At 42.8% G+C, this 24,147-nt stretch carries 22 protein-coding genes, 1 rRNA gene, 1 other RNA gene and 1 other annotated feature (1 of these 25 only partly in view); of the genes, 21 read left to right on the forward strand and 3 right to left on the reverse strand.

The genetic code is table 11. From position 1 onward, the window contains the following. Nucleotides 1–2,079, forward strand: a 23S ribosomal RNA gene (locus tag GOP56_RS16035) (it extends 851 nt beyond the left edge of the window). A gap of 97 nt (nt 2,080–2,176) precedes the next feature. Here GOP56_RS16035 and GOP56_RS16040 read toward each other — a convergent pair. Beyond that, nucleotides 2,177–3,280 carry a YaaC family protein gene (locus GOP56_RS16040; protein WP_254068432.1) on the reverse strand — a complete coding sequence of 368 codons (1,104 nt, stop codon included), beginning with the start codon at nt 3,278–3,280 and terminating at the stop codon, nt 2,177–2,179. Between the two features lie 107 nt (nt 3,281–3,387). Here GOP56_RS16040 and guaB point away from each other — a divergent pair, with 107 nt between their 5' ends. The 12 genes from guaB (at nt 3,388) to tadA (ending at nt 16,082) form a co-directional block, all read left to right on the forward strand. Then, the gene (guaB, locus tag GOP56_RS16045) at nt 3,388–4,848 is read left to right on the forward strand and encodes an IMP dehydrogenase (RefSeq protein WP_003333958.1); all 1,461 of its coding nucleotides are present in this window, start codon (nt 3,388–3,390) and stop codon (nt 4,846–4,848) included. 375 nt (nt 4,849–5,223) lie between these two features. Further along, nucleotides 5,224–6,519 carry a D-alanyl-D-alanine carboxypeptidase family protein gene (locus tag GOP56_RS16050; protein WP_003333957.1) on the forward strand — a complete coding sequence of 432 codons (1,296 nt, stop codon included), beginning with the start codon at nt 5,224–5,226 and terminating at the stop codon, nt 6,517–6,519. 156 nt (nt 6,520–6,675) lie between these two features. After that, nucleotides 6,676–7,560 carry a pyridoxal 5'-phosphate synthase lyase subunit PdxS gene (gene pdxS / locus GOP56_RS16055; protein ID WP_003333956.1) on the forward strand — a complete coding sequence of 295 codons (885 nt, stop codon included), beginning with the start codon at nt 6,676–6,678 and terminating at the stop codon, nt 7,558–7,560. Nucleotide 7,561: 1 nt separating this feature from the next. Continuing rightward, on the forward strand, nt 7,562–8,164 hold the full coding sequence (gene pdxT, locus GOP56_RS16060; RefSeq protein ID WP_163246054.1) for a pyridoxal 5'-phosphate synthase glutaminase subunit PdxT: 603 nt from the start codon (nt 7,562–7,564) through the stop codon (nt 8,162–8,164). 109 nt (nt 8,165–8,273) lie between these two features. Next, nucleotides 8,274–8,514: a binding site (T-box leader), on the forward strand. A gap of 49 nt (nt 8,515–8,563) precedes the next feature. Then, the gene (gene serS / locus GOP56_RS16065; protein WP_096887856.1) at nt 8,564–9,847 is read left to right on the forward strand and encodes a serine--tRNA ligase; all 1,284 of its coding nucleotides are present in this window, start codon (nt 8,564–8,566) and stop codon (nt 9,845–9,847) included. A gap of 451 nt (nt 9,848–10,298) precedes the next feature. Beyond that, entirely contained in the window at nt 10,299–11,912 is a 1,614-nt protein-coding gene (gene aceB / locus GOP56_RS16070) for a malate synthase A (protein WP_163246055.1), read from the forward strand. Nucleotides 11,913–11,935: 23 nt separating this feature from the next. Then, entirely contained in the window at nt 11,936–13,219 is a 1,284-nt protein-coding gene (aceA, locus tag GOP56_RS16075; protein WP_163246056.1) for an isocitrate lyase, read from the forward strand. A gap of 318 nt (nt 13,220–13,537) precedes the next feature. Then, complete coding sequence (locus GOP56_RS16080; RefSeq protein WP_003333949.1) at nt 13,538–13,894, forward strand: STAS domain-containing protein; 357 nt, start codon at nt 13,538–13,540, stop codon at nt 13,892–13,894. Next, complete coding sequence (gene rsbW / locus GOP56_RS16085) at nt 13,891–14,391, forward strand: anti-sigma B factor RsbW (RefSeq protein WP_163246057.1); 501 nt, start codon at nt 13,891–13,893, stop codon at nt 14,389–14,391. Before GOP56_RS16080 ends, rsbW begins: the two co-directional genes overlap by 4 nt. Beyond that, nucleotides 14,342–15,133: a sigma-70 family RNA polymerase sigma factor gene (locus GOP56_RS16090; RefSeq protein WP_174250679.1), complete on the forward strand. Its 792-nt coding sequence runs from the start codon at nt 14,342–14,344 to the stop codon at nt 15,131–15,133. The genes rsbW and GOP56_RS16090 overlap by 50 nt, the downstream gene beginning before the upstream one ends. A gap of 106 nt (nt 15,134–15,239) precedes the next feature. Continuing rightward, on the forward strand, nt 15,240–15,506 hold the full coding sequence (locus tag GOP56_RS16095; RefSeq protein ID WP_163246058.1) for a hypothetical protein: 267 nt from the start codon (nt 15,240–15,242) through the stop codon (nt 15,504–15,506). Nucleotides 15,507–15,581: 75 nt separating this feature from the next. Next, a complete protein-coding gene (gene tadA / locus GOP56_RS16100) occupies nt 15,582–16,082 on the forward strand; it encodes a tRNA adenosine(34) deaminase TadA (RefSeq protein ID WP_031309807.1) in 501 nt (166 codons plus the stop codon). A gap of 14 nt (nt 16,083–16,096) precedes the next feature. Here tadA and GOP56_RS16105 read toward each other — a convergent pair whose 3' ends face one another. Continuing rightward, nucleotides 16,097–16,825, reverse strand: coding sequence for a pseudouridine synthase (locus GOP56_RS16105; protein WP_101667140.1), 729 nt, complete (start codon nt 16,823–16,825; stop codon nt 16,097–16,099). A 191-nt stretch (nt 16,826–17,016) separates the two neighbouring features. Here GOP56_RS16105 and ffs point away from each other — a divergent pair. The 8 genes from ffs (at nt 17,017) to GOP56_RS16145 (ending at nt 23,600) form a co-directional block, all read left to right on the forward strand. Then, nucleotides 17,017–17,282, forward strand: an RNA gene (gene ffs / locus GOP56_RS16110) — signal recognition particle sRNA large type. Nucleotides 17,283–17,481: 199 nt separating this feature from the next. Beyond that, entirely contained in the window at nt 17,482–18,915 is a 1,434-nt protein-coding gene (locus GOP56_RS16115; RefSeq protein WP_022586620.1) for a PAS domain-containing sensor histidine kinase, read from the forward strand. Between the two features lie 171 nt (nt 18,916–19,086). Beyond that, a complete protein-coding gene (gene dnaX / locus GOP56_RS16120; protein WP_163246059.1) occupies nt 19,087–20,868 on the forward strand; it encodes a DNA polymerase III subunit gamma/tau in 1,782 nt (593 codons plus the stop codon). A gap of 35 nt (nt 20,869–20,903) precedes the next feature. Then, the gene (locus GOP56_RS16125) at nt 20,904–21,215 is read left to right on the forward strand and encodes a YbaB/EbfC family nucleoid-associated protein (protein WP_003333941.1); all 312 of its coding nucleotides are present in this window, start codon (nt 20,904–20,906) and stop codon (nt 21,213–21,215) included. A gap of 37 nt (nt 21,216–21,252) precedes the next feature. Next, nucleotides 21,253–21,849 (forward strand): recombination mediator RecR, encoded by a 597-nt coding sequence (gene recR, locus GOP56_RS16130; RefSeq protein ID WP_003333940.1) that lies wholly within the window; start codon nt 21,253–21,255, stop codon nt 21,847–21,849. Between the two features lie 231 nt (nt 21,850–22,080). Continuing rightward, entirely contained in the window at nt 22,081–23,046 is a 966-nt protein-coding gene (locus GOP56_RS16135) for a CPBP family intramembrane glutamic endopeptidase (protein WP_163246060.1), read from the forward strand. A gap of 30 nt (nt 23,047–23,076) precedes the next feature. After that, nucleotides 23,077–23,313 carry a DUF2508 family protein gene (locus GOP56_RS16140; RefSeq protein ID WP_163246061.1) on the forward strand — a complete coding sequence of 79 codons (237 nt, stop codon included), beginning with the start codon at nt 23,077–23,079 and terminating at the stop codon, nt 23,311–23,313. A gap of 17 nt (nt 23,314–23,330) precedes the next feature. Continuing rightward, nucleotides 23,331–23,600 carry a pro-sigmaK processing inhibitor BofA family protein gene (locus tag GOP56_RS16145; RefSeq protein WP_003333937.1) on the forward strand — a complete coding sequence of 90 codons (270 nt, stop codon included), beginning with the start codon at nt 23,331–23,333 and terminating at the stop codon, nt 23,598–23,600. Nucleotides 23,601–23,603: 3 nt separating this feature from the next. Here GOP56_RS16145 and GOP56_RS16150 read toward each other — a convergent pair whose 3' ends face one another. After that, the gene (locus GOP56_RS16150) at nt 23,604–24,128 is read right to left on the reverse strand and encodes a hypothetical protein (RefSeq protein ID WP_003333936.1); all 525 of its coding nucleotides are present in this window, start codon (nt 24,126–24,128) and stop codon (nt 23,604–23,606) included. Between the last annotated feature and the right edge of the window lie 19 nt (nt 24,129–24,147).

Consider the following 24,147-nt stretch of genomic DNA (forward strand, 5'->3'; position numbering starts at 1 on the left):
CTGGTTCTCCCCGAAATAGCTTTAGGGCTAGCCTCGGAATCAAGAGTCTTGGAGGTAGAGCACTGATTGGACTAGGGGCCCTCATCGGGTTACCGAATTCAGTCAAACTCCGAATGCCAAGTACTTATGTCCGGGAGTCAGACGGTGAGTGCTAAGATCCATCGTCAAAAGGGAAACAGCCCAGACCATCAGCTAAGGCCCCCAAGTGTATGTTAAGTGGGAAACGATGTGGAGTTGCCCAGACAACCAGGATGTTGGCTTAGAAGCAGCCACCATTTAAAGAGTGCGTAATAGCTCACTGGTCGAGTGACTCTGCGCGGAAAATGTAACGGGGCTAAACATACCGCCGAAGCTATGGCAGTCCTTATGGACTGGGTAGGGGAGCGTTCCAAGCAGCAGTGAAGCCGTATCGTGAGGAGCGGTGGAGCGCTTGGAAGTGAGAATGCCGGTGTAAGTAGCGAAAAGACAAGTGAGAATCTTGTCCACCGAAAGCCTAAGGTTTCCTGGGGAAGGCTCGTCCTCCCAGGGTTAGTCGGGACCTAAGCTGAGGCCGAAAGGCGTAGGCGATGGACAACTGGTTGATATTCCAGTACCACCTCTGTTCCGCTTGAGCAATGGCGTGACGCAGGAGGATAGGGTGAGCGGCCTATTGGATGGCCGTCTAAGCAGTAAGTGTGGTGTGTAGGCAAATCCGCACACCAATAAGCACAAGCTGTGATGGCGAGGGAAATATAAGTACCGAAGTCCCTGATTTCACACTGCCAAGAAAAGCGTCTAGCGAGGAACAAGGTGCCCGTACCGCAAACCGACACAGGTAGGCGAGGAGAGAATCCTAAGGTGCGCGGGATAACTCTTGCTAAGGAACTCGGCAAAATGGCCCCGTAACTTCGGGAGAAGGGGCGCCTCGGTAGGGTTTATAGCCCGAGGAGGCCGCAGTGAAAAGGCCCAAGCGACTGTTTAGCAAAAACACAGGTCTCTGCGAAGCCGCAAGGCGAAGTATAGGGGCTGACGCCTGCCCGGTGCTGGAAGGTTAAGGGGATGAGTTAGCGCAAGCGAAGCTTTGAACCGAAGCCCCAGTAAACGGCGGCCGTAACTATAACGGTCCTAAGGTAGCGAAATTCCTTGTCGGGTAAGTTCCGACCCGCACGAAAGGCGTAACGACTTGGGCGCTGTCTCGGCAAGAGACCCGGTGAAATCATAATACCTGTGAAGATGCAGGTTACCCGCGACAAGACGGAAAGACCCCATGGAGCTTTACTGTAGCCTGGTATTGAAACTTTGTGCATCATGTACAGAATAGGTGGGAAGCTGTGAAGCGAGGGCGCCAGCCTTCGTGGAGCTGTCGTTGGGATACCACCCTTGATGTACGGAGTTTCTAACTTGCCGCCCTTATCGGGTGGAAGGACCATGCCAGGTGGGCAGTTTGACTGGGGCGGTCGCCTCCTAAAGAGTAACGGAGGCGCCCAAAGGTTCCCTCAGAATGGTCGGAAATCATTCGTAGAGTGTAAAGGCACAAGGGAGCTTGACTGCGAGACCTACAAGTCGAGCAGGGACGAAAGTCGGGCTTAGTGATCCGGTGGTTCCGCATGGAAGGGCCATCGCTCAACGGATAAAAGCTACCCTGGGGATAACAGGCTTATCTCCCCCAAGAGTCCACATCGACGGGGAGGTTTGGCACCTCGATGTCGGCTCATCGCATCCTGGGGCTGAAGTAGGTCCCAAGGGTTGGGCTGTTCGCCCATTAAAGCGGTACGCGAGCTGGGTTCAGAACGTCGTGAGACAGTTCGGTCCCTATCTGTCGCGGGCGTAGGAAGTTTGAGGAGAGCTGTCCTTAGTACGAGAGGACCGGGATGGACGCACCTCTGGTGCACCAGTTGTCACGCCAGTGGCACAGCTGGGTAGCTATGTGCGGACGGGATAAGCGCTGAAAGCATCTAAGCGTGAAGCCCCCTTCAAGATGAGACTTCCCATAGCGCAAGCTAGTAAGACCCCTTATAGACGATGAGGTTGATAGGTTCGGTGTGGAAGTGCAGTAATGCATGGAGCTGACGAATACTAATCGGTCGAGGACTTATCCACATTGCCTTTATGCTGACTTCATTATCTAGTTTTCAGGGAATAAAGATAGAAGCTAGCTACCATTCATGGTAACTAGCTTTTTTGGTGTGTGAACAGATTATTTAAGGAGTTGTAATTGCTGTTCTACCATATAGGGGAAAATCCCCATATGATGCTTGCAGAACCTATCTATTAATAATTTTTCTGCATACTGATGTGACAACACTAGATCTCCCCATAATTCGCTTTCATAACGACAAAGCATGCTTAGACCATAGAGCAGTAAATAATGATTTGCAAATTGGGGAACAGGATGATTCTCGATATCATTCCAAAGATAAATATTTCTATTCTGATCTATTGAAAAGAGGGGATGCTCAAACAGAGACACTCGGTCATCACACTCAAAAAGTCGTCCCTGATTCGAAACAGATGAAGTTGAAGGAAGAGTGAACCTAGCTTTATCGGTGTTTTGTCTAAGGGTACAGAATAAAGGAAAGCTTCCGGAGGTTCCTTGATTATTAGTAGCAGGAAATAGACGATTTAAATAATGCTGTAAGGTTTCGTCTGAATAAGAAAGTGCCCCTTGGCTAGCATGAGGCAGAGCAAACACAAAGGGTCGCTCTGTCATGATTGACACAGCTACCCAAGGACTTGGTTTTTGAAAATGGTCCATTTCCTCACGAAGCTCAGGTATTGATAAGAAAAGATCACTTACTCGATAACGATCCGATATGGGATGGATCGAAAGGAGTCGACATAGATGTGGAAAGAAGCCTTCCTTTTGGGGTTTCATTTCATCATCTAATAAATGGTAGGGATTTTTCTTAACTTTTCGTGCTGTAACACCATGCTGTAGCATGCGACTGTTTTGGGGATAATCTGGATCTTTGGCAAGGATTAGACCCTTGAGTAGATGAACGCATCCGTAAAATAATAAGAGAGGCTTAATTAATAAAGAGCTTTTCGCAGCCATTTCATAATAATGTCTAGCCTGCATCCAGGTATATAAAAAACGAGTACTGTTTTGAAAGGCATGCTTTTCAGGATTTTGTAAGCCCATTCTATGATAAGAGGCTGTAAGAAAGGATCGTGAAGTAGGCTCTGTTTCCATAATAGAAAGCTGTTGCCAGACATCTTGAAGAGACATGGAAAAAACTACCCCTTTATTTTCCGAATATTCACTTTTATAAATGATATTCTTATGGAATCTAAGAAACATTTATATTTTCTCCTATAAAAGCGAACAATATAAGCATTCCTTGACATTAAATTGAGCCGTTTGCTACACTGATGAAAAGATTTTCGGCTGAAAGGGGTCCTTGAACCGTGTGGGAAAATAAGTTTGCTAAGGAAGGCTTAACTTTTGATGACGTATTATTGGTACCAGCTAAATCAGAAGTGCTTCCAAAAGACGTTAATGTATCCACAGTATTAAGCAAAAAGGTGAAACTCAACATACCATTAATCAGCGCCGGTATGGATACAGTAACCGAATCTGCACTTGCTATTGCAATGGCTCGTCAAGGCGGTCTAGGTATCATTCATAAAAATATGACCATTGAACAGCAAGCAAGTGAGGTAGATCGCGTAAAGCGCTCTGAAAGTGGTGTTATAACAAACCCATTTTCGTTAACTGAAAACCACACTGTTGCAGATGCAGATGCCCTCATGGGTAAATATCGTATTTCCGGTGTACCAATCGTTAACGATCAAAACCAATTGATTGGTATTTTAACAAATCGTGATCTACGTTTTGTACATGACTTCTCCATCATGGTGAAAGATGTAATGACTAAAGAAAATCTAGTTACAGCACCTGTAGGCACTACATTGCCAGAAGCTGAACAAATTTTACAGAAGCATAAAATCGAAAAGCTACCTTTGGTAGATGAAAATAATGTCTTAAAAGGGCTTATTACGATTAAGGATATCGAAAAGCTTATTCAATATCCGAATGCAGCGAAGGATGAGCAAGGACGATTGCTTTGCGGGGCAGCAGTAGGGGTATCCAATGATACATTTGAGCGTACAGAAGCTTTAGTACAAGCAGGAATTGATGTACTAGTTATTGATACAGCTCACGGCCATTCTAAAGGGGTTCTAGAGACCGTTAAGAAGGTCCGCAGTCTTTACCCTGATTTAACGATTATTGCTGGTAACGTCGCTACTGGACAAGCTACGAAGGACCTAATTGAAGCAGGAGCTTCTGTTATTAAAGTGGGAATTGGTCCTGGTTCCATTTGTACGACTCGTGTTGTTGCCGGTATTGGGGTTCCACAAATCACAGCGATTTATGAATGTGCGACCGCAGCACGTCAATATAATATTCCAGTTATCGCTGATGGTGGTATTAAATACTCTGGTGACCTAGCAAAAGCTATAGGTGCTGGTGCATCTGTTATCATGATTGGTAGTTTGTTTGCAGGTACAGATGAATCTCCAGGTGAATTTGAAATTTATCAAGGACGCCGTTTTAAAGTTTATCGCGGAATGGGCTCCATTGGCGCTATGAAAGCGGGAAGTAAAGATCGTTACTTCCAGGAGAATGCTCAGAAGCTTGTTCCTGAAGGTATTGAAGGACGCGTAGCTTATAAAGGGCCTTTGGCTGATGTTGTGTATCAGCTTGTTGGTGGTCTAAGAGCTGGTATGGGCTATTGTGGAGCGGCAACCATTGCTGATCTACGTGACAAGTCTACTTTCGTTCGTATTACTGGTGCAGGCTTGCGCGAAAGCCATCCGCATGATGTTCAAATTACAAAAGAATCTCCGAACTACTCTATTTCATAAGGATAGGGCAACGATCGCTTTACCAAGCTAACAAGCAAGGTAAGACAAAAGGGCTTTCCATTTGGGAGTCCTTTTGTTTTTTATATAATCCAAAGACTAGAATATAAGTCGTAGAGTAGATCATTACCATATAGGATTGCAGAATTCGAAACGATGTCCTAAATAAAAAAAGAAAATCTGAATCCAAATATCCTTTTAGAACGTCAGGTTAAAAGAAGGGTTTTCCTGATGGATACGATTACCAGTTCTTTTTCTCATGGAGATGCGTCTGGTCCTCTTCAAACAACGGCTTTTAGTATGATAGACTAAAGACTGTGTTCAACAGGAAAAAAGAAAAAAAGGATATTTTTAAAAGTAGGGGGAGTGATTGTAGACATGATGCACAAATGGACAGCAAGAGTAAGCAAACTTTTATTGGCTGGTGCAATTGGTATGCTATCCATTGTGGGAGGAGCAATGCAGGCTTCTGCTGCTGAGACGGCTGCCAATCTTGATCTAGTGGCGAGTTCAGCAATTTTAGTCGAGGCATCAACGGGAAAGGTTTTGTACAGTAAAAACCCAGATCAGCCATTACCACCAGCTAGTATGACTAAAATGATGACAGAGTATCTGGTATTAGAGGCTATTAAAAAAGGTAAAATTAAACAAGATGAACTTGTACCTGTTAGTGACTATGCTTTCTTTATTGCCAAAAAGAAGGATTCCTCAGGCGTGTACTTAAATGCTGGGGAAAGTCACAAGGTAAGTGAACTATATAAAGCTATGGCGATTGCCTCAGCTAACGATGCTACAGCCCTGTTAGCAGAAAAGATTGGCGGAACTGAAGCCAACTTTGTAGACATGATGAATAAAAAAGCCCAAGAGATTGGGATGAAAAATACGTTTTTTGTTACATCCACTGGATTGCCTGCTAATGAATTAGGACCTTATAAACCAGCGGATACGAGCAAGGATAATGTGATGTCTGCACGTGATGCAGCTATCTTGGCGGATCGTTTAGTGAGTGATTATCCTGAGGCATTAGAAATTTCTAAAATCCCGCGCTGGGTGTTCCGTGAAGGTCAAAAAGAAGAAATCAAGCTAGCAAACAATAACTGGATGCTTCCAGGCTTGCCGAATGAAACGCTTGGAGTAGATGGTCTTAAAACTGGTTATACGGATGCAGCACAATTTTGCTTTACGGGAACGGCTTATCGTGATGGAATGCGCCTGATCACAGTTGTCATGGGAGCTAAAACAAAAACAAGCCGTTTTGAAGAAACCAAAAAGTTATTAAATTATGGCTATAGCACCTACAAAGCTACGGAAAAACTGGGAAAAGGCGTTCCTGTTCCAGGATTTGAAAATGCGCCACTTAAAAAGGGTGTATCTCTAGAGGTTCCGGCTATTACCGCTAAATCAGTTAATGTTGTGGGTAAAATCGGAGAAGAAGCGAAAGTAACGCCGCGTGTAGAATATAAACCTTTGACCGCGCCTATTAAAAAAGGTGACGTGATTGGAACAGTCTACCTTGATACAGAAGGAAAAAGCGATTATTTGATGCCAAGCAATCAAAAGGGCGGGGTAGATTTAATAGCTGCTGAGGATGTAGAAGAAGGTAGCTGGATTCGCCTATTCTTTAGAAGTATCTTCGAATTTATCGCTAATCTGTTTAAAAGTATTGTTGGCTAATCAAGCAGGGGTAGTGCTACGGAGGGCAGAACTTTAAAAGAAGGCAAATATTCTGTCAAGATATGTTGTCTACTTTTTCTGATTGGTTTACAATAAAAACAATGTTGCAAATCTAATCCTTTTGTAGGGATGTTCACTTATAGGGGAGGCTCACTGATGGTACAGGTAGGTACAGATCGTGTTAAACGTGGAATGGCAGAAATGCAAAAAGGCGGCGTAATTATGGACGTTGTTAACGCCGAGCAAGCTAAAATTGCGGAAGCTGCGGGTGCAGTAGCCGTTATGGCACTGGAACGCGTTCCATCTGATATTCGTGCGGCCGGTGGCGTAGCGCGCATGGCTGATCTAGGAATTGTAGAGGAAGTATTAAAAGCGGTTACGATTCCTGTAATGGCAAAAGCACGTATTGGTCATTTTGTAGAAGCACGTGTCCTTGAATCTATGGGAGTAGATTATCTTGATGAAAGCGAAGTACTTACTCCTGCTGATGACTTGTACCATATTAATAAAAAAGATTTCACAGTGCCATTTGTTTGTGGAGCGCGTGATTTGGGTGAAGCTCTTCGTCGTATCGGAGAAGGTGCATCGATGATTCGTACAAAAGGGGAGCCAGGAACAGGAAACATTGTTGAGGCTGTTCGCCATATGCGTACGATGCAATCACAAATCCGTAAAGTGCAAAGCATGTCTTATGATGAATTAATGGCTGAAGCGAAAAATCTTGGAGCTCCGTATGAATTGTTAGAGCAAATTCACAAAACAGGAAAGCTTCCTGTTGTAAACTTCGCGGCTGGTGGTGTTGCTACACCTTCTGATGCTGCTTTGATGATGCAACTAGGCGCAGATGGCGTATTTGTAGGTTCCGGTATCTTTAAGTCCGAGAATCCTGAAAAATTCGCACGTGCTATTGTAGAAGCGACTACACACTATACAGATTACGAATTGATTGCACGCGTTTCGAAAGACCTTGGTTCTGCGATGACCGGAATCGAAATTTCCAAGTTGCCGCAGGCTGAGCGCATGCAGGAGCGCGGCTGGTAATATGAGTAAGACAAGAATCGGTGTTCTCGCTCTACAAGGTGCGGTTGCAGAGCATATGCGCATGCTTGAGTTGGCAGGTGCAGAAGCAATCGCAATTAAAAAGGTGGACGAGCTATCTGAGATAGATGGCTTGATCATTCCCGGTGGCGAGAGTACAACAATTAGTAAGCTCATGCATAAATACGGCTTTATGGATGCGATTCGTCTGTTTGCGAATGAGAAGAAGCCTGTCTTTGGAACATGCGCAGGCGCTATCTTAATTGCAAATGAAATTGAACATGCACCAGAAGCCCATCTAGGTTTAATGGATATGAAGGTAGCGAGAAATGCTTTTGGGCGGCAAAAGGAAAGCTTTGAAATCAAGATGCCAATTGCTGGCGTAGCTTCCGACTTTCCAGCGGTCTTTATCCGTGCGCCTCTTATCCTGAAAATCGGCAATAAGGGTGAAGTGTTGGCGAAGCATGAAGACAATATCGTAGCGGCTCGCCAAGGGCAATTTTTGGCGGCATCCTTTCATCCAGAACTAACAGATGATTATCGATTGCATAAATATTTTTTAGACATGGTGAATGAATATCAAACAACAGGGAAAGCATCCGTATAGGGTGCTTTCTTCTTTTCAAAATAAAACAGAGCGTGTAAAATGGACATAGAGCATTGTTTGCAATTGCTTACATCATGTAGTACATTTAATAACAAGAAAAACACCCATAAAAAACATGTTGATAAGAAATAGTACTCTGTTTTAATTGGTTAAGAGAGTCGATGGTTGGTGCGAATCGACCCAATGGGCAGAAGAATCCATCTTTGAGTGGTAAAGGACATAACTTTGCCCGGTCTCGCGTACCGTTATTTACGTGGAATGAAGAGGATAAGACCAGCTTGCTTAACTACGGCAGAGCAATATGGCTTATCAATGAGGGTGGCAACGCGGAGTTAACATTCGTCCCTGGTAAGTGGGATGGGTGTTTTTTATTTTGTCTAAAATTTGGAGGGGTTTTACATGTTAGACGTAAAAATACTGCGTCAGGATCTTGAAGAAGTAAGACGTCGATTGGCGCACCGTAATGAGGATATCTCCGCACTGGATCAGTTTGCTGAAGTGGATGAAAAACGTAGACAGCTTATTCAAGAAGGGGATACCCTAAAAAATAAACGTAATACAGTATCAGAACAGGTAGCTGTATTAAAGCGTAATAAAGAGAATGCAGATCATTTGATTTCTGAGATGAAGCAAGTGAATGAACGCATTAAGGCATTGGATGAAGAGCTGCGCGAATTAGATGAACAGCTCACTGTCATTCTATTAAGCCTTCCTAATTTGCCGCATGAAAGCACGCCAATAGGTACAACTGAAGATGACAATGTAGTGCATCGTGTGTGGGGAGAGGCTTCGACCTTCAGCTTTGAACCAAAGCCGCATTGGGAGGTAGCCGATGCGTTAGGTATTCTTGATTTTGAAACAGCCTCTAAAGTAACGGGAAGCCGTTTTGTTTTCTATAAAGGCATGGGCGCTCGCTTAGAACGTGCCCTAATCAACTTCATGATGGATCTTCATGCAGACAAGCATGGATACGAAGAAGTATTGCCGCCGTATATGGTTAATCGCGCTAGCATGACAGGGACAGGGCAACTGCCTAAGTTTGAAGAGGATGCTTTTAAGATTGATGGGGTAGATTATTTCTTGATCCCAACCTCTGAGGTACCTGTTACAAATATGCATCGTGATGAGATTCTTGATGTGGCTCAACTTCCGATTAAGTATAATGCATTTAGTGCATGCTTCCGTTCTGAGGCAGGGTCAGCTGGACGTGATACACGTGGATTGATTCGCCAGCATCAGTTTAATAAGGTTGAACTTGTGAAGTTCGTGAAACCTGAGGATTCATATGAAGAGCTAGAAAAGCTGGTAAACAATGCGGAAACCGTGTTACAAATGCTTGGCCTGCCATATCGTGTCATGAGCATGTGTACAGGTGATCTTGGATTTACAGCTGCGAAAAAATACGATTTGGAAGTATGGCTTCCAAGCTATAGCACGTACCGTGAGATTTCTTCTTGCTCTAATTTTGAAGATTTCCAAGCTCGCCGTGCCAATATTCGCTTCCGTCGCGATGCAAAAAGCAAGCCTGAATTCGTGCATACAATGAATGGCTCTGGCTTGGCATTAGGTCGTACAGTAGCAGCTATACTGGAAAACTACCAACAGGAAGATGGTTCTGTTGTAATTCCAGAAGCATTGCGTCCTTACATGGGTGGAATCGATCGGATTATAGCTAAGAAATAACTGTATAAGTACAGTTTGAGTGGTAGCAATATACTTCATAGGTAAAAGCATAACTGGTAGTCGTCTATTTAAAAGGCGGCTACCAGTTTTTTTGTGATTTTGAGTGTCAAAAAAGCTATTGGATTAAGGGTTTTTTATGATAAAAAACAATTTATTGGAAAATTCATGTAAAAAAGATTGCCAATTCGGAATTAACTGTTATATATTAATTTATATAAACTTTGATTGTTATAATACAGATTTACACAGGATAAGGAGGATGCAAGATGGACTGCTACAAATGTAATGGAAATGGCGAAAACGATTGCCCACATTGCAAGGGGAAAGGTCATTCACACGAGGGAGGTTACTGTGTCTCATGCCAGGGACATGGTTTCATCAGTTGTTGTACATGTAGTGGATCAGGATTAGTTGAATAATTGAGGCAGTTATACGGAGGGGAGTGTTGAAAATGGAAAGAATTTTAACTGAAATTCAACCGTATCCAACTGACGTTCAAATTACCGGAGAGATGAATGAACGTTATCTAGAAATATTGACACCAGATGCAGTAGCTTTTCTAGCTGAGCTGTCAAGATTATTTGAAGCGAGACGACAGGAACTTTTGGTAAAAAGAGAAAAACGACAACAGGAATTTGACCAAGGGAAAATGCCTCACTTTTTAGAGGAAACCAAAGACATTCGGGAAGCGGATTGGACGATTGCTCCTATTCCCGCTGATTTACAGGATCGTCGGGTTGAAATTACTGGTCCTACCTCAGATCGGAAAATGGTCATCAATGCTTGCAATTCAGGTGCTAAAGCTTTTATGGCCGATTTTGAGGATGCCAATTCCCCTTCTTGGCGAAATACGATAGAAGGTCAAATCAACATGAGGGATGCCATTAACCGCACAATTTCTTTTACTAGTAACGAAGGAAAAGTATATCAATTAAAGGAGCAAATCACTACGTTGTTAGTGAGACCGCGCGGCTGGCATTTACAGGAGAAGCATATTTATGTAGATGGTCAACCTATGTCAGCTGGTCTTGTGGATTTTGGGCTCTATTTTTATCACAATGCTAAAAAGCTTTTGGAAATAGGGTCCGGCCCGTATTTTTATCTTCCGAAAATAGAAAGCCACGAAGAAGCAAGGCTATGGAACGATGTTTTTATATTTGCTCAGCAAAGACTAGGGATTGAACAAGGAACGATTAAAGCGACAGTGCTTATAGAAACAATTCTTGCAAGCTTTGAAATGGATGAAATTTTGTATGAACTGCGGGATCACAGTGCTGGACTTAACTGTGGACGATGGGATTATATTTTTAGTTTTATCAAAAAATTCTGCAAAAACAGCGATATTATCTTCCCTGACCGCGCTCAAGTAACCATGTCTGTTCCTTTTATGAAAGCTTATTGCGATCTAACTATTCAGACGTGTCATAAACGTAATGCTCATGCGATGGGAGGAATGGCAGCACAAATTCCTGTTCGCAATGATGTGTTAGCGAATGAAGCAGCTTTTGAGAAGGTAAGGCTCGACAAAGAAAGGGAGGCACTGGCCGGTCACGATGGCACATGGGTTGCGCATCCTGGTCTGGTTCCAGTTGCTATGAGTGTATTTGATCAAATCATGCCTTCAGCTAACCAATTGCATCAAAAGAGAACCGATGTACAGGTATGTGCGGCAGACCTACTTGCTGTTCCAGAGGGGACGATTACAGAGCAGGGGTTACGGACAAATATTAGCGTCGCGATTCAATATATAGAGGCATGGCTGAGGGGAATGGGGGCAGTACCAATTAATAACCTCATGGAAGATGCGGCTACGGCGGAAATATCTCGTGCTCAAGTCTGGCAGTGGATTCGGCATCCAAATGGAAAATTAATAGATGGCCCTAAAATTGCATGGGAATTGGTAGAGGAATTGATCCAAGAGGAAATCGCTGTCTTAAAGCAGAAAATTGGCCCCGAACGTTTTGAGGCGGGAGAGTTTTCCCGAGCGATTACTTTGTTTAAAGAGGTTGTTCAGGCAGAAGAATTTATGCCTTTCATTACGATACCAGCGTATGAGTACATCTAAAAAAGGAAGAGGAGTGGAGAAAAATGACTAAAATGAAGCAGATAAAGGATTTGGAGCAGTCTTGGGAGTCTAAACGTTGGGAAGGGATTACAAGACCATATTCGGCTGAGGAAGTAGTTCGCTTACGCGGTTCCATTCAAGTCGAGCATACCTTGGCAAAGCTAGGGGCAGATCGACTTTGGAATCTGCTGCATACAGAGGATTATGTTCATGCTTTGGGAGCTTTAACGGGGAATCAAGCAATCCAGCAAGTGAAGGCGGGGTTAAAAGCTATTTATTTAAGCGGGTGGCAAGTCGCTGCTGATGCCAACCTTTCTGGCCACATGTACCCCGATCAAAGCTTATATCCAGCTAACAGTGTCCCACAAGTGGTAAAAAGAATTAATCAAGCGTTCCAGCGGGCCGATCAAATTTCTCATTCAGAAGGAAAGGAAGATGTCAATTGGTTCGCACCAATCATAGCGGATGCGGAAGCAGGGTTTGGTGGACCACTTAATGTATTTGAATTAATGAAAGCCATGATTGAAGCCGGCGCAGCAGGTGTTCATTTTGAGGATCAATTAGCCTCTGAGAAAAAATGTGGTCATATGGGGGGAAAGGTCTTAATTCCTACTCAGGCAGCCGTTAGAAATTTAATAGCTGCACGATTTGCTGCGGATGTGATGGGTGTGCCAACCATCGTGATAGCTCGTACCGATGCCAATGGGGCCTACCTGTTAACCAGCGATGTTGATCCACGCGATCAGGAATTTTTGACCGGGGATCGTACAGCAGAAGGATTCTATCAAATACGTGGAGGACTAGATGCAGCGATTGCCAGAGGGCTGGCATATGCGCCTTATGCAGATCTTATTTGGTGCGAGACATCTGAACCTAATTTAGAAGAAGCTAGACGTTTTGCCGAAGCGATTCGTGAGAAATATCCCAATAAGTTATTAGCCTATAATTGTTCTCCATCCTTCAATTGGGAAAAGAAACTAGATGAGGAGACCATCGCTTCCTTCCAGCAGGAAATCGGAGAGATGGGGTATAAGTTCCAATTTGTTACTCTAGCTGGGTTCCATGCGCTTAACCACAGCATGTTTGAGCTAGCTAACGGCTATCGGGATCGAGGTATGGCAGCATACTCAGAGTTACAGCAAGCAGAGTTTGCTAGTGAGCAGAAGGGATATACCGCAACAAGACATCAACGTGAGGTGGGCACAGGCTATTTCGATGAAGTCGCTCAAGTCATCTCAGGCGGTACTTCTTCCACGACAGCTCTGCATGGCTCAACAGAAGAAGAGCAATTTTCAGGCAGTAGATAGGAGAGGGAGTTTAGCGATAAGCTAGCATAAAGATGATACAACCAGACGATATGAATACAAAAAAGAGCAGGTTCCTTTTTAAAAGTTACCCTGCTCTTTTTCATGCAGGTAGCAAAACGATGCGGTTATGTTTTATGAAAAGTATATCAGTAATGTCGATTGCCTTTTTATGCGCATGGGGGAATCTCATTAGGTGGGATTCTCTCAATCTTTCCTATCGTCAAAGAGATGTATGAAATGCTTTTCGATTGATTCAATAGCAGATAAATGTGGTTACATGATAACAGATTAGTTATTAATGCAGAGGTGATAAAGAGAATGAACCCAACGAATATTTTTGAAGTGACGCAGCAGGAAACCGAGTCAGGGACAATTGTATTCTTACAGGGCCAGCTTGATTTATCGATGGCTCCTTATTTTCGAACGGTTGTAGAGCCCCTCGTTATACAAAAGGACAAAACATTAACCTTAAATCTACGAGATTTACGATATATCGATAGCACAGGGATAGGAATTATTATTTCCTTTCTCAAAATGCGAAATGAAATGGGAACAACTTTGAATGTAGAGGAAGTTTCTCCTAAGACCCAGCGTCTATTCGATATGATTGGAATTACGAAGTTTTTAATGCCACAAAAGGAATCACGTATGGATAAGACAGGAGGAACGGCATGATTGCTCAAAATAAATTAGTCCGTATGATCATACCTGCTCATGCTGACTTTATCGATGTAGTTCGGCTTTCTTTATATGGATTAGCAACCAGAATGGGCTTTTCTTTCGAAGAAATTGAGGATATGAAAGTAGCTGTATCAGAGGCTTGCAATAATGTTATTGTTCATGCCTATGCAGGAATGGAAGAAGGATTTATTGACGTGGCATTCGAGACCGCTCCTGATAGCCTGCGCATTGTTATTAAAGACTATGGAGAGAGCTTTGATTATCAAACGGTGTCTGAAAAGGCGGACTCTTTACATGATAAAGAAATAGCGGATATTAAGGCTGGCGGATTAGGAATTTACATGATGCAGGCACTGATGGATGAGGTAGAGGTATCAAACGATCATGGTACAGAGGTGGTACTTACTAAATGGCTTGGCGGAAGTCTAGGAGGGAATACGCATGCAGCAGAATCCAATGTTAGCGTCATCTCCCGGGATAGTAGAGAGTGATCTGGAAAAGATACGAAGGTATCAGGATACAGGCTGCCAAGAGCTGGCTACAGATTTATTAATGCATTATGATTCTATGATTAAAATGGCGGCTAAAAAGATCTCTCGTAACTGTCGGGATTTTTATGAGGATTTATATCAGATTGGGCAGATATCATTACTCCGCTCATTAGAGCAATTTGATGCTAGTTTAGGATTTGCTTTTGAGCCTTATGCGATGAAAAGTTTAATTGGGCATATGAAAAATTATTTAAGAGATAAATCTTGGTATGTTCAGGTGCCACGTCGCATTAAGGAAAAAGGCGCACGTATTCAACAGGTTATTGATGAGTTAACCATTACATTGGAGCGATCTCCAGACGTTGGAGAGATTGCTGATAAAATGGAAATGTCTGTAGAGGAAGCAATTGAGGTATTAGCTGGTCGTGAGTATTACCAACTAACTTCTCTTGATGCTCCTCTAAGTACAGACGAGGGCGGGTCGACAATTGGAGATTTAGTCAGTTCCCCAGTGGATGATTTTGGAGCGCTCGAAAATCAGTTAGATTTAAGAGAGGCATTAGAGCAATTAAAAGAAGAGGAACAAAAAGTCATATATGCTGCATACATAGATGGTCTATCACAGCGAACGATTGCTAATGAATTGGGGATTTCACAGATGAGTGTATGCCGTATCCAAAAAAGAGCGGTTAAAAAGCTGCGCGATCTATTATCGACGGGTCATATTGCTTCAAAAAAATAGAGAAGACACGTTATGTAATATAAGCTAACCGGTTTCAAATAAAAGAACACTTGGTTATATTCATGCTACAAATGAAAATAAATAAAACGGGAATGGAGGAGTTCTGATGAGATGTAGAGCCGGGGTATGGAGCCGGATACCGCTTCGAAGCTGGTTGCAAATTCCTGTAGACGTTATCTCCAAACAGAAGCAAGCTAGAATGAATTGGTTAGCAATGAGGCCACTTCGAGCTCAAATCAATCAAAGAAGCTTGCTAGATATAGGGTGGGTGAGTCAAGGTACTCGCCCACCTTTTTGTTTGTCAATGAGTATGATCTTACAAGGATTACTAACAAATAAGCAGGGGATTGTAGATGGTGATCGATCAGAGTGAAGAGTTTGAAGTTCAATAACTCGCGAGCTATACTGAAGAATAATAGAAAATGGGTACGGAAAGTAGTGATGATAGATGGAACCACAACACGAGAGATTTATGAGAGAAGCGATGAATGAAGCAAAAAAGGCAGCAGCGTTAGGAGAGGTTCCGATCGGTGCGGTTATCGTACGAAAGGGAGAGATTGTCGGCAGAGGATACAATCTGCGTGAAACGCAAAAAGACCCGACTTTACATGCCGAAATGATTGCGATCCGGGAAGCGAGTCAAAAACTAGGAGGATGGCGTTTAATCGGCTGTGACCTGTATGTGACTCTAGAGCCATGTCCGATGTGTGCAGGCGCAATTGTGCAAAGTCGGATTGAACAGGTTTATTACGGGGCAACTGATCCAAAAGCCGGCTGTGCAGGAACCTTGATGAATTTATGCACTGAACCAAGATTTAACCATCAGGTGCCTGTATGGGCAGGGATATTACAAGAAGAATGTCAGATGATGCTTAAGGATTTTTTCCGACAACTGCGAAAAAAGAAGAAGGAAGATGCAAAGAACATCTCCCTCACACAAACTGATTAAATTCTGCTCTTCGCTTACTCGGCTTCTTGTCCTTTTCGCAAGGAGTTCAATTCTTCTTCGGTTAGTTCACGGAATTCACCTAGCTCAAGTGATTCATCGAGTAGGAGAGGACCCATACGAACACGTTTCAAATAAACCACTTTAAGGTCGAAAGCGGCAAACATACGCTTTACCTGATGATATTTTCCTTCCATGATGGTCACGTGAATCTCTGAAATATCCCCTGAATGAAGAATTTCGAGAGTAGCTGGCATGGTTTCATAACCGTCATCCAACGTTACACCTTGCTTGAAAGCAGCGATATGCTCCTCTGTAACACGTCCCTGAATCTGGGCAAAATACTCTTTGTCTACTTTCTTCTTCGGAGAAAGCAGGCTATGGGAGAGTTGTCCATCGTTGGTTAGAAGGAGAAGTCCTTCTGTGTCGATATCGAGACGACCTACAGGGTGTACTTTATGTCTCCATTCATCTGGCAACAAATCGACAACTGTTTCATGTAGAGCATCCTCAGTTGCTGAAATGACACCGGCTGGTTTATTAAGCATGACGAATACCCAACGTTTGAATTGAAGAGGTACACCATCAATTTCTATATGCTGTTGCTCTGGAATGACGTGCATGCCAGGATCGGTAGCCACGACACCATCAACGGTAACGATGCGCTGTTTAATCAGTTGTTTTACTTCCTTACGAGTTCCTTTTCCTGTGTTAGCTAATATCTTATCTAGACGTTCACGTTTCATTCATTCAGCCTCACTTTGTTCTTCCTTTCTCCCTATATTGGCTGATCTGATAACGAAAATCAAGGAGACGCTCTAGAAATATACTTGCTTGCTTTTTCCTGTGCTGGATTTGTTTATCGCTTGCTTATCCCAATTCTATTATGGTATGCTATGTAAGCAAAAGGTTTTCAGTACTTTGTTTATAAAGTTTGCCGTGCTAGATGGGGAGGTTGCGGTGCCCTGTAACCTGCAATCCGCAATAGCAGGATTGAATTCCTATCAGCGGTCATTTTATGTGAGGTCTGCCTTATACCGTTGGTGTTGAGGATTGGGTCCTATGCAACGTGAACCTATGAACCTGGTCAGGTCCGGAAGGAAGCAGCCATAAGTAGGACCTTGCGTGTGCCGTAGGGTAGCCTGGTCTGAGTCAATTGTATAAGTAACGCTCGGATGGAATGTATCAATGATAGGTGCACGGCATCTATACATATAACTAGAACGTCACTTTTAATAAGTGGCGTTTTTTGTTGTTACCTGGCGAAGAGTAGCGATATATTTTGGAGGAAAACTATTCCATACAAGCAGGGGCTTACCATTTTGTTGCCGAATCTCTATTTGAAGTCTACGAAAAGTCATAAACGCTTATTGTAAGTAATGGGGAAGGGGAGAGGCAACAGTTGGAGAAAATCATAACGTCACAGAAGTGCCATGCTTTCTCAAGACTAAAGCAATACTCACAGCATATCAAACACGCCTTGCTCATAGTTGATGGACAGGGTCTCATTTTGGAAGTGAGTGAAGCATTAATGCAGGCAACAGGGTTTAGTTACGAACAGATCATCGCTGCACCATTTCAAAAAGTAGTACCGTATATGAATTCTGTTAGACATCTTTATGATAGTTTATTAGAAAAAGAAAAACAGTCATTAAAGCCAACAGAAATGATTTATCAGGATGTTCAGGGGAAAAAATCAAAAACACCTGTTATGATTACGATTTCTTATAAAAATGGGGAGCCGATCTATTTTCTTCATTTCTTCCAGCTAACCAAGGATTTATCCATATCCCTATCTCAACGCATGGCTAACCAGCTCACCTCTGAAATTAACCTGGGTGTCGTCGTTCTAGATGTTCAGGCTCGATTGGTCGATATAAGTCAAGTAGCCTGTAAAATATTAGGTGTAGATCGAGTGCTTGTATTAAACCAGCATATTGATCAGGTTTTTGCAGGGATTCCTGAGGAGCAGCGACTAGTACAGCGAGAGCTTTTAGAAGGAGTAAAATTCCAAAATAAAGCGATGTCCTGGACAAATCAAAAGCAACGTTACGAGCTTTTAGTAGACTCTAATACCTTGCATAATGAAGTAGGTCAAATTGTTGGAGCTTATGTTATCTTCAAAGATGTGACCAATATGCGTTCATTAGAACAAAAGATTGAACGGAGTGACAGGCTGGCGATGATCGGTCAGATAGCGGCAGGGACTGCCCATGAAATAAGAAATCCGTTAACCTCAATCAAAGGGTTTTTACAAATGTTTCAGCAATCATTCAAGGAAAATGGGATGGATAAAGAAAAGACCTTTACTGATATTATGTTGACGGAGCTGCACCGGATTAATTCATTAGTAAGTGAATTTCTGCTTCTGAGTAAACCTCGCGATGTTCAATATCAAATGATCAGTTTACATACTGTCTTTGAAGAAATCATGCCCATCGTTGAAAATGAAGCACTGTTGCATGGAATTGAGGTTCGTTATACAGGGACAGAGGCCTTACCAATGGTTGTCGGTGATGCTGAATTATTAAAGCAGGTTTTCTTAAATATCTGTAAAAATGGAATGGAAGCAATGGGGAATGAAGGAACTCTGACGGTATCATACCATTATGAAGAGGATTGCAATAAGATTAGTCTAAATATTCAAGATACAGGTCCTGGGATACCTGGATATTTAATCGATAAGATTTTCGATCCTTTTTTCACAACAAAGGATGAAGGAACTGGGCTAGGATTATCTGTTTGCCAAAAAATCATTCATGATATTGGAGGACAAATTCGTGTCTCCTCTAAAGGATTTGGAACAACCTTTCACATTTTATTATCATATATCTAAAAAAACATAGCGTTCGGGGCATCTTCAGGTATGAGAGATGGGGCCGGGCGCTATATTATTTGAGCGGAAATATGGTTTGGTGTAACCAACTTTGGAAAAAGGCTATTGCTTATAGTATAATAAATAAGATGCAAAAGGTTTGACAAAACAGGTGAGAAGGAGTGAGCAAGGATGGCTTATACAGCGCTATATCGGGTATATAGACCGCAAACCTTTGGTGATGTGATTGGACAAACTCATGTCACAACAACCTTGCAAAATGCTCTTCGCGAGGGGCGACTTTCGCATGCTTACCTGTTTAATGGACCAAGGGGTACAGGGAAGACCAGTGCCGCTAAGATTATGGCAAAAGCAGTAAACTGTCAAAATCCACAGGATGGTGAACCTTGTAACCAATGTCCAGCATGTATAGCAATTACAGAAGGCTCAGTGACCGACGTCTTGGAGATTGACGCTGCATCCAATCGTGGTGTCGAAGAAATCCGAGATATACGTGATAAGGTCAAATTTGCACCAAGCGAAGTAAAATATAAAGTGTACATCATTGATGAGGTACACATGCTGACAACAGAGGCGTTTAACGCACTGTTAAAAACATTAGAAGAACCGCCCGGGCACGTGCTATTTATATTAGCGACGACCGAGCCGCATAAGCTGCCAGCAACCATTATTTCACGTTGCCAGCGCTTTGATTTCCATCGCATTTCGCTAGCTGAAATGACTCAGCGTTTACAGCATATATGTGATGCTCAACAAATTGAAGCTGAGGAACAAGCACTCAAGCTAGTTGCGAAAATGGCTGAGGGTGGAATGCGTGATGCACTTAGTTTGCTAGATCAGGCTATTAGTTATAGCGGGAATCAAGTAAGCGCATCTGACGTGCTAAAGATTACAGGGGCTGTGTCCCAAGCTTATTTTTCCACACTTGGTCGTATGATTTCTGAACAAAATGTAACGGGGGTAATGGAAGAGCTGGAGAAAATTATGTCTCAGGGAAAAGACCCTGAACAGTTCTTACAAGACCTGCTGTTTTATTTTAGGGATATGTTGTTATATAAAACAGCCCCTAATCTGGAAGAAATCATGGAGCGTACACTAATTGATGAAAAATTCCCAGAGGTAGCCAACCGCTTTGCTCTGCCTGTTTTATATGAAGTAATAGAACAGCTTAATCAGGCCTTGACCCAACTGAAATGGTCAACGTTCGCACGAGTTTTGGTAGAGATGACATTGGTTCGCTTATGCCACCTATCTGCCTCTTCCTCCACAGCCGGTTCTATATCTGTAGGGCAAGAAGCAATGGAGGCTGGTAATGGAGCAGGTGCGCGCGCTGTACCAAACACTGCTTCTGGAGGGACTCAGGCGGTGTCTAGTCCGGATGTGGCTCCTCTTTTCGAGCGTGTAAAAATGCTAGAAGAGAAACTAACCCAAATTCTACAGGGAAATCTTGTAGCAGGAGGAAAAGCGGCTTCAGAAGAAGGAAAACAACGAGAGGTTCGACGAGCTATGCCGGCTACAGGCGGTTCGAAGACTTCTATGACGAAGGTACGTGAAGCTGTTCGCCAAGTGGATGAGGGACTTTCCCAAAAAATCCGTGGTGCGTGGGGCCAAATTTTATCCGAAGTGAAAAAGGTCCACTATAAATATCATGCATGGGTTGTAAGCGGTCAGCCAACCGTTGCTAGCTCTGATGCCGTAATCGTTACTTTTAAAGGATCGATTCATTGTGAAAAAACAATGGAGCCAGAGCTAAGAGGTATTGTCGAGCGTGCGTTTCTTACTGTAACAGGTAAACCACTTCAGCTTCTATCCATAACAGAAGACGAGTGGGAAAATGTCCGGGGAGAACAAACGCATTCCAATTCCTCAGGGTCAGATGAGCCCCCAGAAGACCCATTTATAGCTGAAGCGATTCGGGTCGCTGGAGAACGATTGACACACATTAAGGAATAAAGCACGAACACATACATTTAAAGGAGGAATTACGAATGAAAAACATGCAGCAAATGATGAAACAAGTTAAAAAAATGCAGGATGAGATGCAAAAAGCACAAGAACAATTGAAGGAAAGAGTAGTAGAAGGTAAAGCTGGCGGTGGCGCTGTAGTTGTAAAAGCGAATGGACATAAGCAGGTTATTGATGTAACAATCAATCCAGAAGTAGTTGACCCAGAAGACGTGGAAATGTTGCAGGATCTAGTTCTTGCTGCAATTAACGATGCTATGAAAAATGTTGATGAAGTAGTTGGAAAAGAAATGGGACGCTTTACTGGCGGCATGAACATTCCTGGATTGTTCTAATTTGCCAGCATAAGCTCCCGTAAAGGAGTAGGTCATTGTGTTTTATCCAGAGCCCGTCTCGAAATTAATAGAAGGATTTATGAAATTGCCGGGCATTGGACCAAAAACAGCAAGTCGGTTAGCTTTTCATGTGTTAAGCATGAAGGAAGATGACGTACTTGATTTAGCAAAAGCATTGGTTAACGCCAAACGGCAACTGCACTATTGCTCGGTTTGTAATAATATCACCGATTCGGATCCCTGTCAGATTTGCCGCGATAAAAGCCGTGATGGCTCTATCATCTGTGTCGTTCAAGAACCAAAAGACTTGGTTGCCATGGAACGAACCAGAGAATTTGTGGGGTATTATCACGTTCTGCATGGTGCCATTTCACCTATGGATGGGATTGGTCCTGAAGATATTCATATTCCCGATCTGCTCAAACGCTTAGGTGATGAACAAGTACAAGAGCTTATTTTAGCTACAAACCCTAATATTGAAGGGGAAGCTACAGCTATGTATATTTCTCGTTTAGTAAAACCCTTTGGCATTCGTGTCACCCGTATTGCTCATGGTCTACCTGTCGGTGGGGATTTAGAGTATGCCGATGAAGTAACATTGACTAAAGCCTTAGAAGGTCGCCGGGAATTATAATAATAGGGATAAGAGGTGCATGAGAAATCATGCGCCTTTTTGTTATATGAGGTAATAAAAGATATTTTATGCTTCAATGGGGTTATAGCTTGGACAGACCCACATTTATTAATAGAGAAAGTAAGTTCCTAGTACGGAAACCTACATTTGGTCAGAAAGTATTTTTTATAGGGAAAGAAAGTGCTTTTTTACTAGGACGAGGCATAACCTAAAGAGTAGGAGAGTGAATGAATGCAACCTTACATGCCATTGCTGCCAACGGTAAGAAGGCGCTCTGTAAAATGGGCTTGGATATTAACCTTTCAATATGTTCTGTATATAGGCGTTCAACTATCAGCAACGTCAATCTTGCGAAAGGCAGACGGTACCTGGGAAATCCATATGCTAGGCAATATGGAAACAATACAAGTTTTATTGTTATGGGGGAATATATTCCTTACACTGCTTACGAGTGTTTTGTTTTTTATTGCTTTGATTCGAGATCGGCGCGTCTCTACTTGGACTGGTCATACAGAGGTAAACGGTACGGATTTTATACATGCAGTCGCATTTATGCAAATCTTTTATAATGCCTCCATTTTCTTGTATGGGACGGGGCTTTTGAGCTATCCGCTTTTTACAACAGGAAGTATAGGAGGATTATTTGAATCTGCTTCCTTGCAAATTTTCTTGTGTATGTTTTGTTTCATTTGGTTTCGAGGTCGGTTAGAATCAATAGGCTTTCAAAGTCCAACTGATGTCGGGAAAATGTTTTTCTTTATCATCGGCTGTTATTTGGGGATTACATTCCTGCTGAGCTATGTGGTGGCCCCTTTGGCTGACTTTTTTCACATATCGTTAAGCTCTGCACGTGAGGAAGGAATCAGCCGTGAAATAAGGGATGCCAAGCAAAACAGCTTGCTAACGATTCTTTTATCCTTTTTTATGACAGGCTTATTTGTCCCGATCGCAGAGGAAATGATGTTTCGCGGGGTTCTTCAGACTTATCTTGTGAAAAAGTGGGGAGCTTTCTGGGGAATCCTGATCGCGAGCTTTTGGTTTGCTATTATTCATATTGATATAGCCTTATTTCTACCTTTATTTATAATTGGGTTGTCCCTTGGAATTGTCCGTCATCGCTTTCACTCACTGTGGGCCTCGATTATTTTGCATTCAATCAACAATGTAGTTAGTGTCATTCTTTCTTATCAATCATAAACCTGATGAATAGAGGGAAGGGGAACTTGTATGAAATGGTTGAAGAGGAACACGGGTTTGAAAGAGCCGCAGGTGCAGCCTTATCATTTACAGGAAGCGATTGCTAGTGCCCTACAGTATTGGCAAAATGCTCAGCGGCATGTGGATGTCTCGGAAGGATTTCAACAGATTGACCACTTTATTTACAAATACCGTCTGGCTGAAAAGCGATACATGTATCTGCTCAAACAAATACGCCGTCGAAATGAGAAACAAAGAGAAGCGTAGAGGGAGAGGATGGCGAAATGAACACGGAGATTATGATAGCTGGAATGATCATTGGGTTCCTTGTTTTGGTGGCGCTTAGCAGATCAGTTTCCCGTCCATTACGTTGGACGGGAACGATTGCTCTAAATGTCATTATTGGTGCGATCCTTTTGTATTTCTCTAATTTCTTTGGTGAGATGGCGGGATTCTATGTACCGATTAATCCCGTAACGGCTATTATAGCAGGCTTTCTACGGATTCCGGGCTTACTTGCACTGATCGTTATTCGGCTCTTTCTGCTAGGCTAAGCATTAACTCTTTCCATCAGTCATTAGAAATGCAAGGCTTGCTTTTTCGTATTTCACATAGGCTTCCTGTGGGTGTCGGAAGGAAACAAGCAACGGAATCAAACGCGGTAGTAAACTAAATATGGTGATGATTACCAAAAAGTGACCAGAAGGAAAAGAAGACCATGGAAAAATAGCTAAACATGTGAAGAATACACCTAGGCAAGTCACTGTCTCCAGTCTTCTGTACCTTGAGAGTGATACCATAAGCGAATGGGTAGTGCCCCACCATGGAGACAGCCAAGACAATTTGGATAGTTGAAATGGCTGAGCTAGAATAGAGGTATACACCCAAACGGCAGTCATATGTAATAGTGGGATAAAAATAAGATAACAAAGGAAAAGAATGAAAGAATTCCAAGTTAGAGCTTGCCAGAGGCCCAAAATAAAAGCGGCCGTAATGATCCCGATTAGTTGCAACAGATAACCACCCATTCCCCAACGAAAACGATATAGTAAGCGGTAGCTGTAAATGGTCTGTTCTTTCATCAACAGGCCTCCTTTTTGT

The organism is Brevibacillus sp. 7WMA2, assembly GCF_010748895.1.
GTDB classification, from domain to species: domain Bacteria; phylum Bacillota; class Bacilli; order Brevibacillales; family Brevibacillaceae; genus Brevibacillus_B; species Brevibacillus_B halotolerans.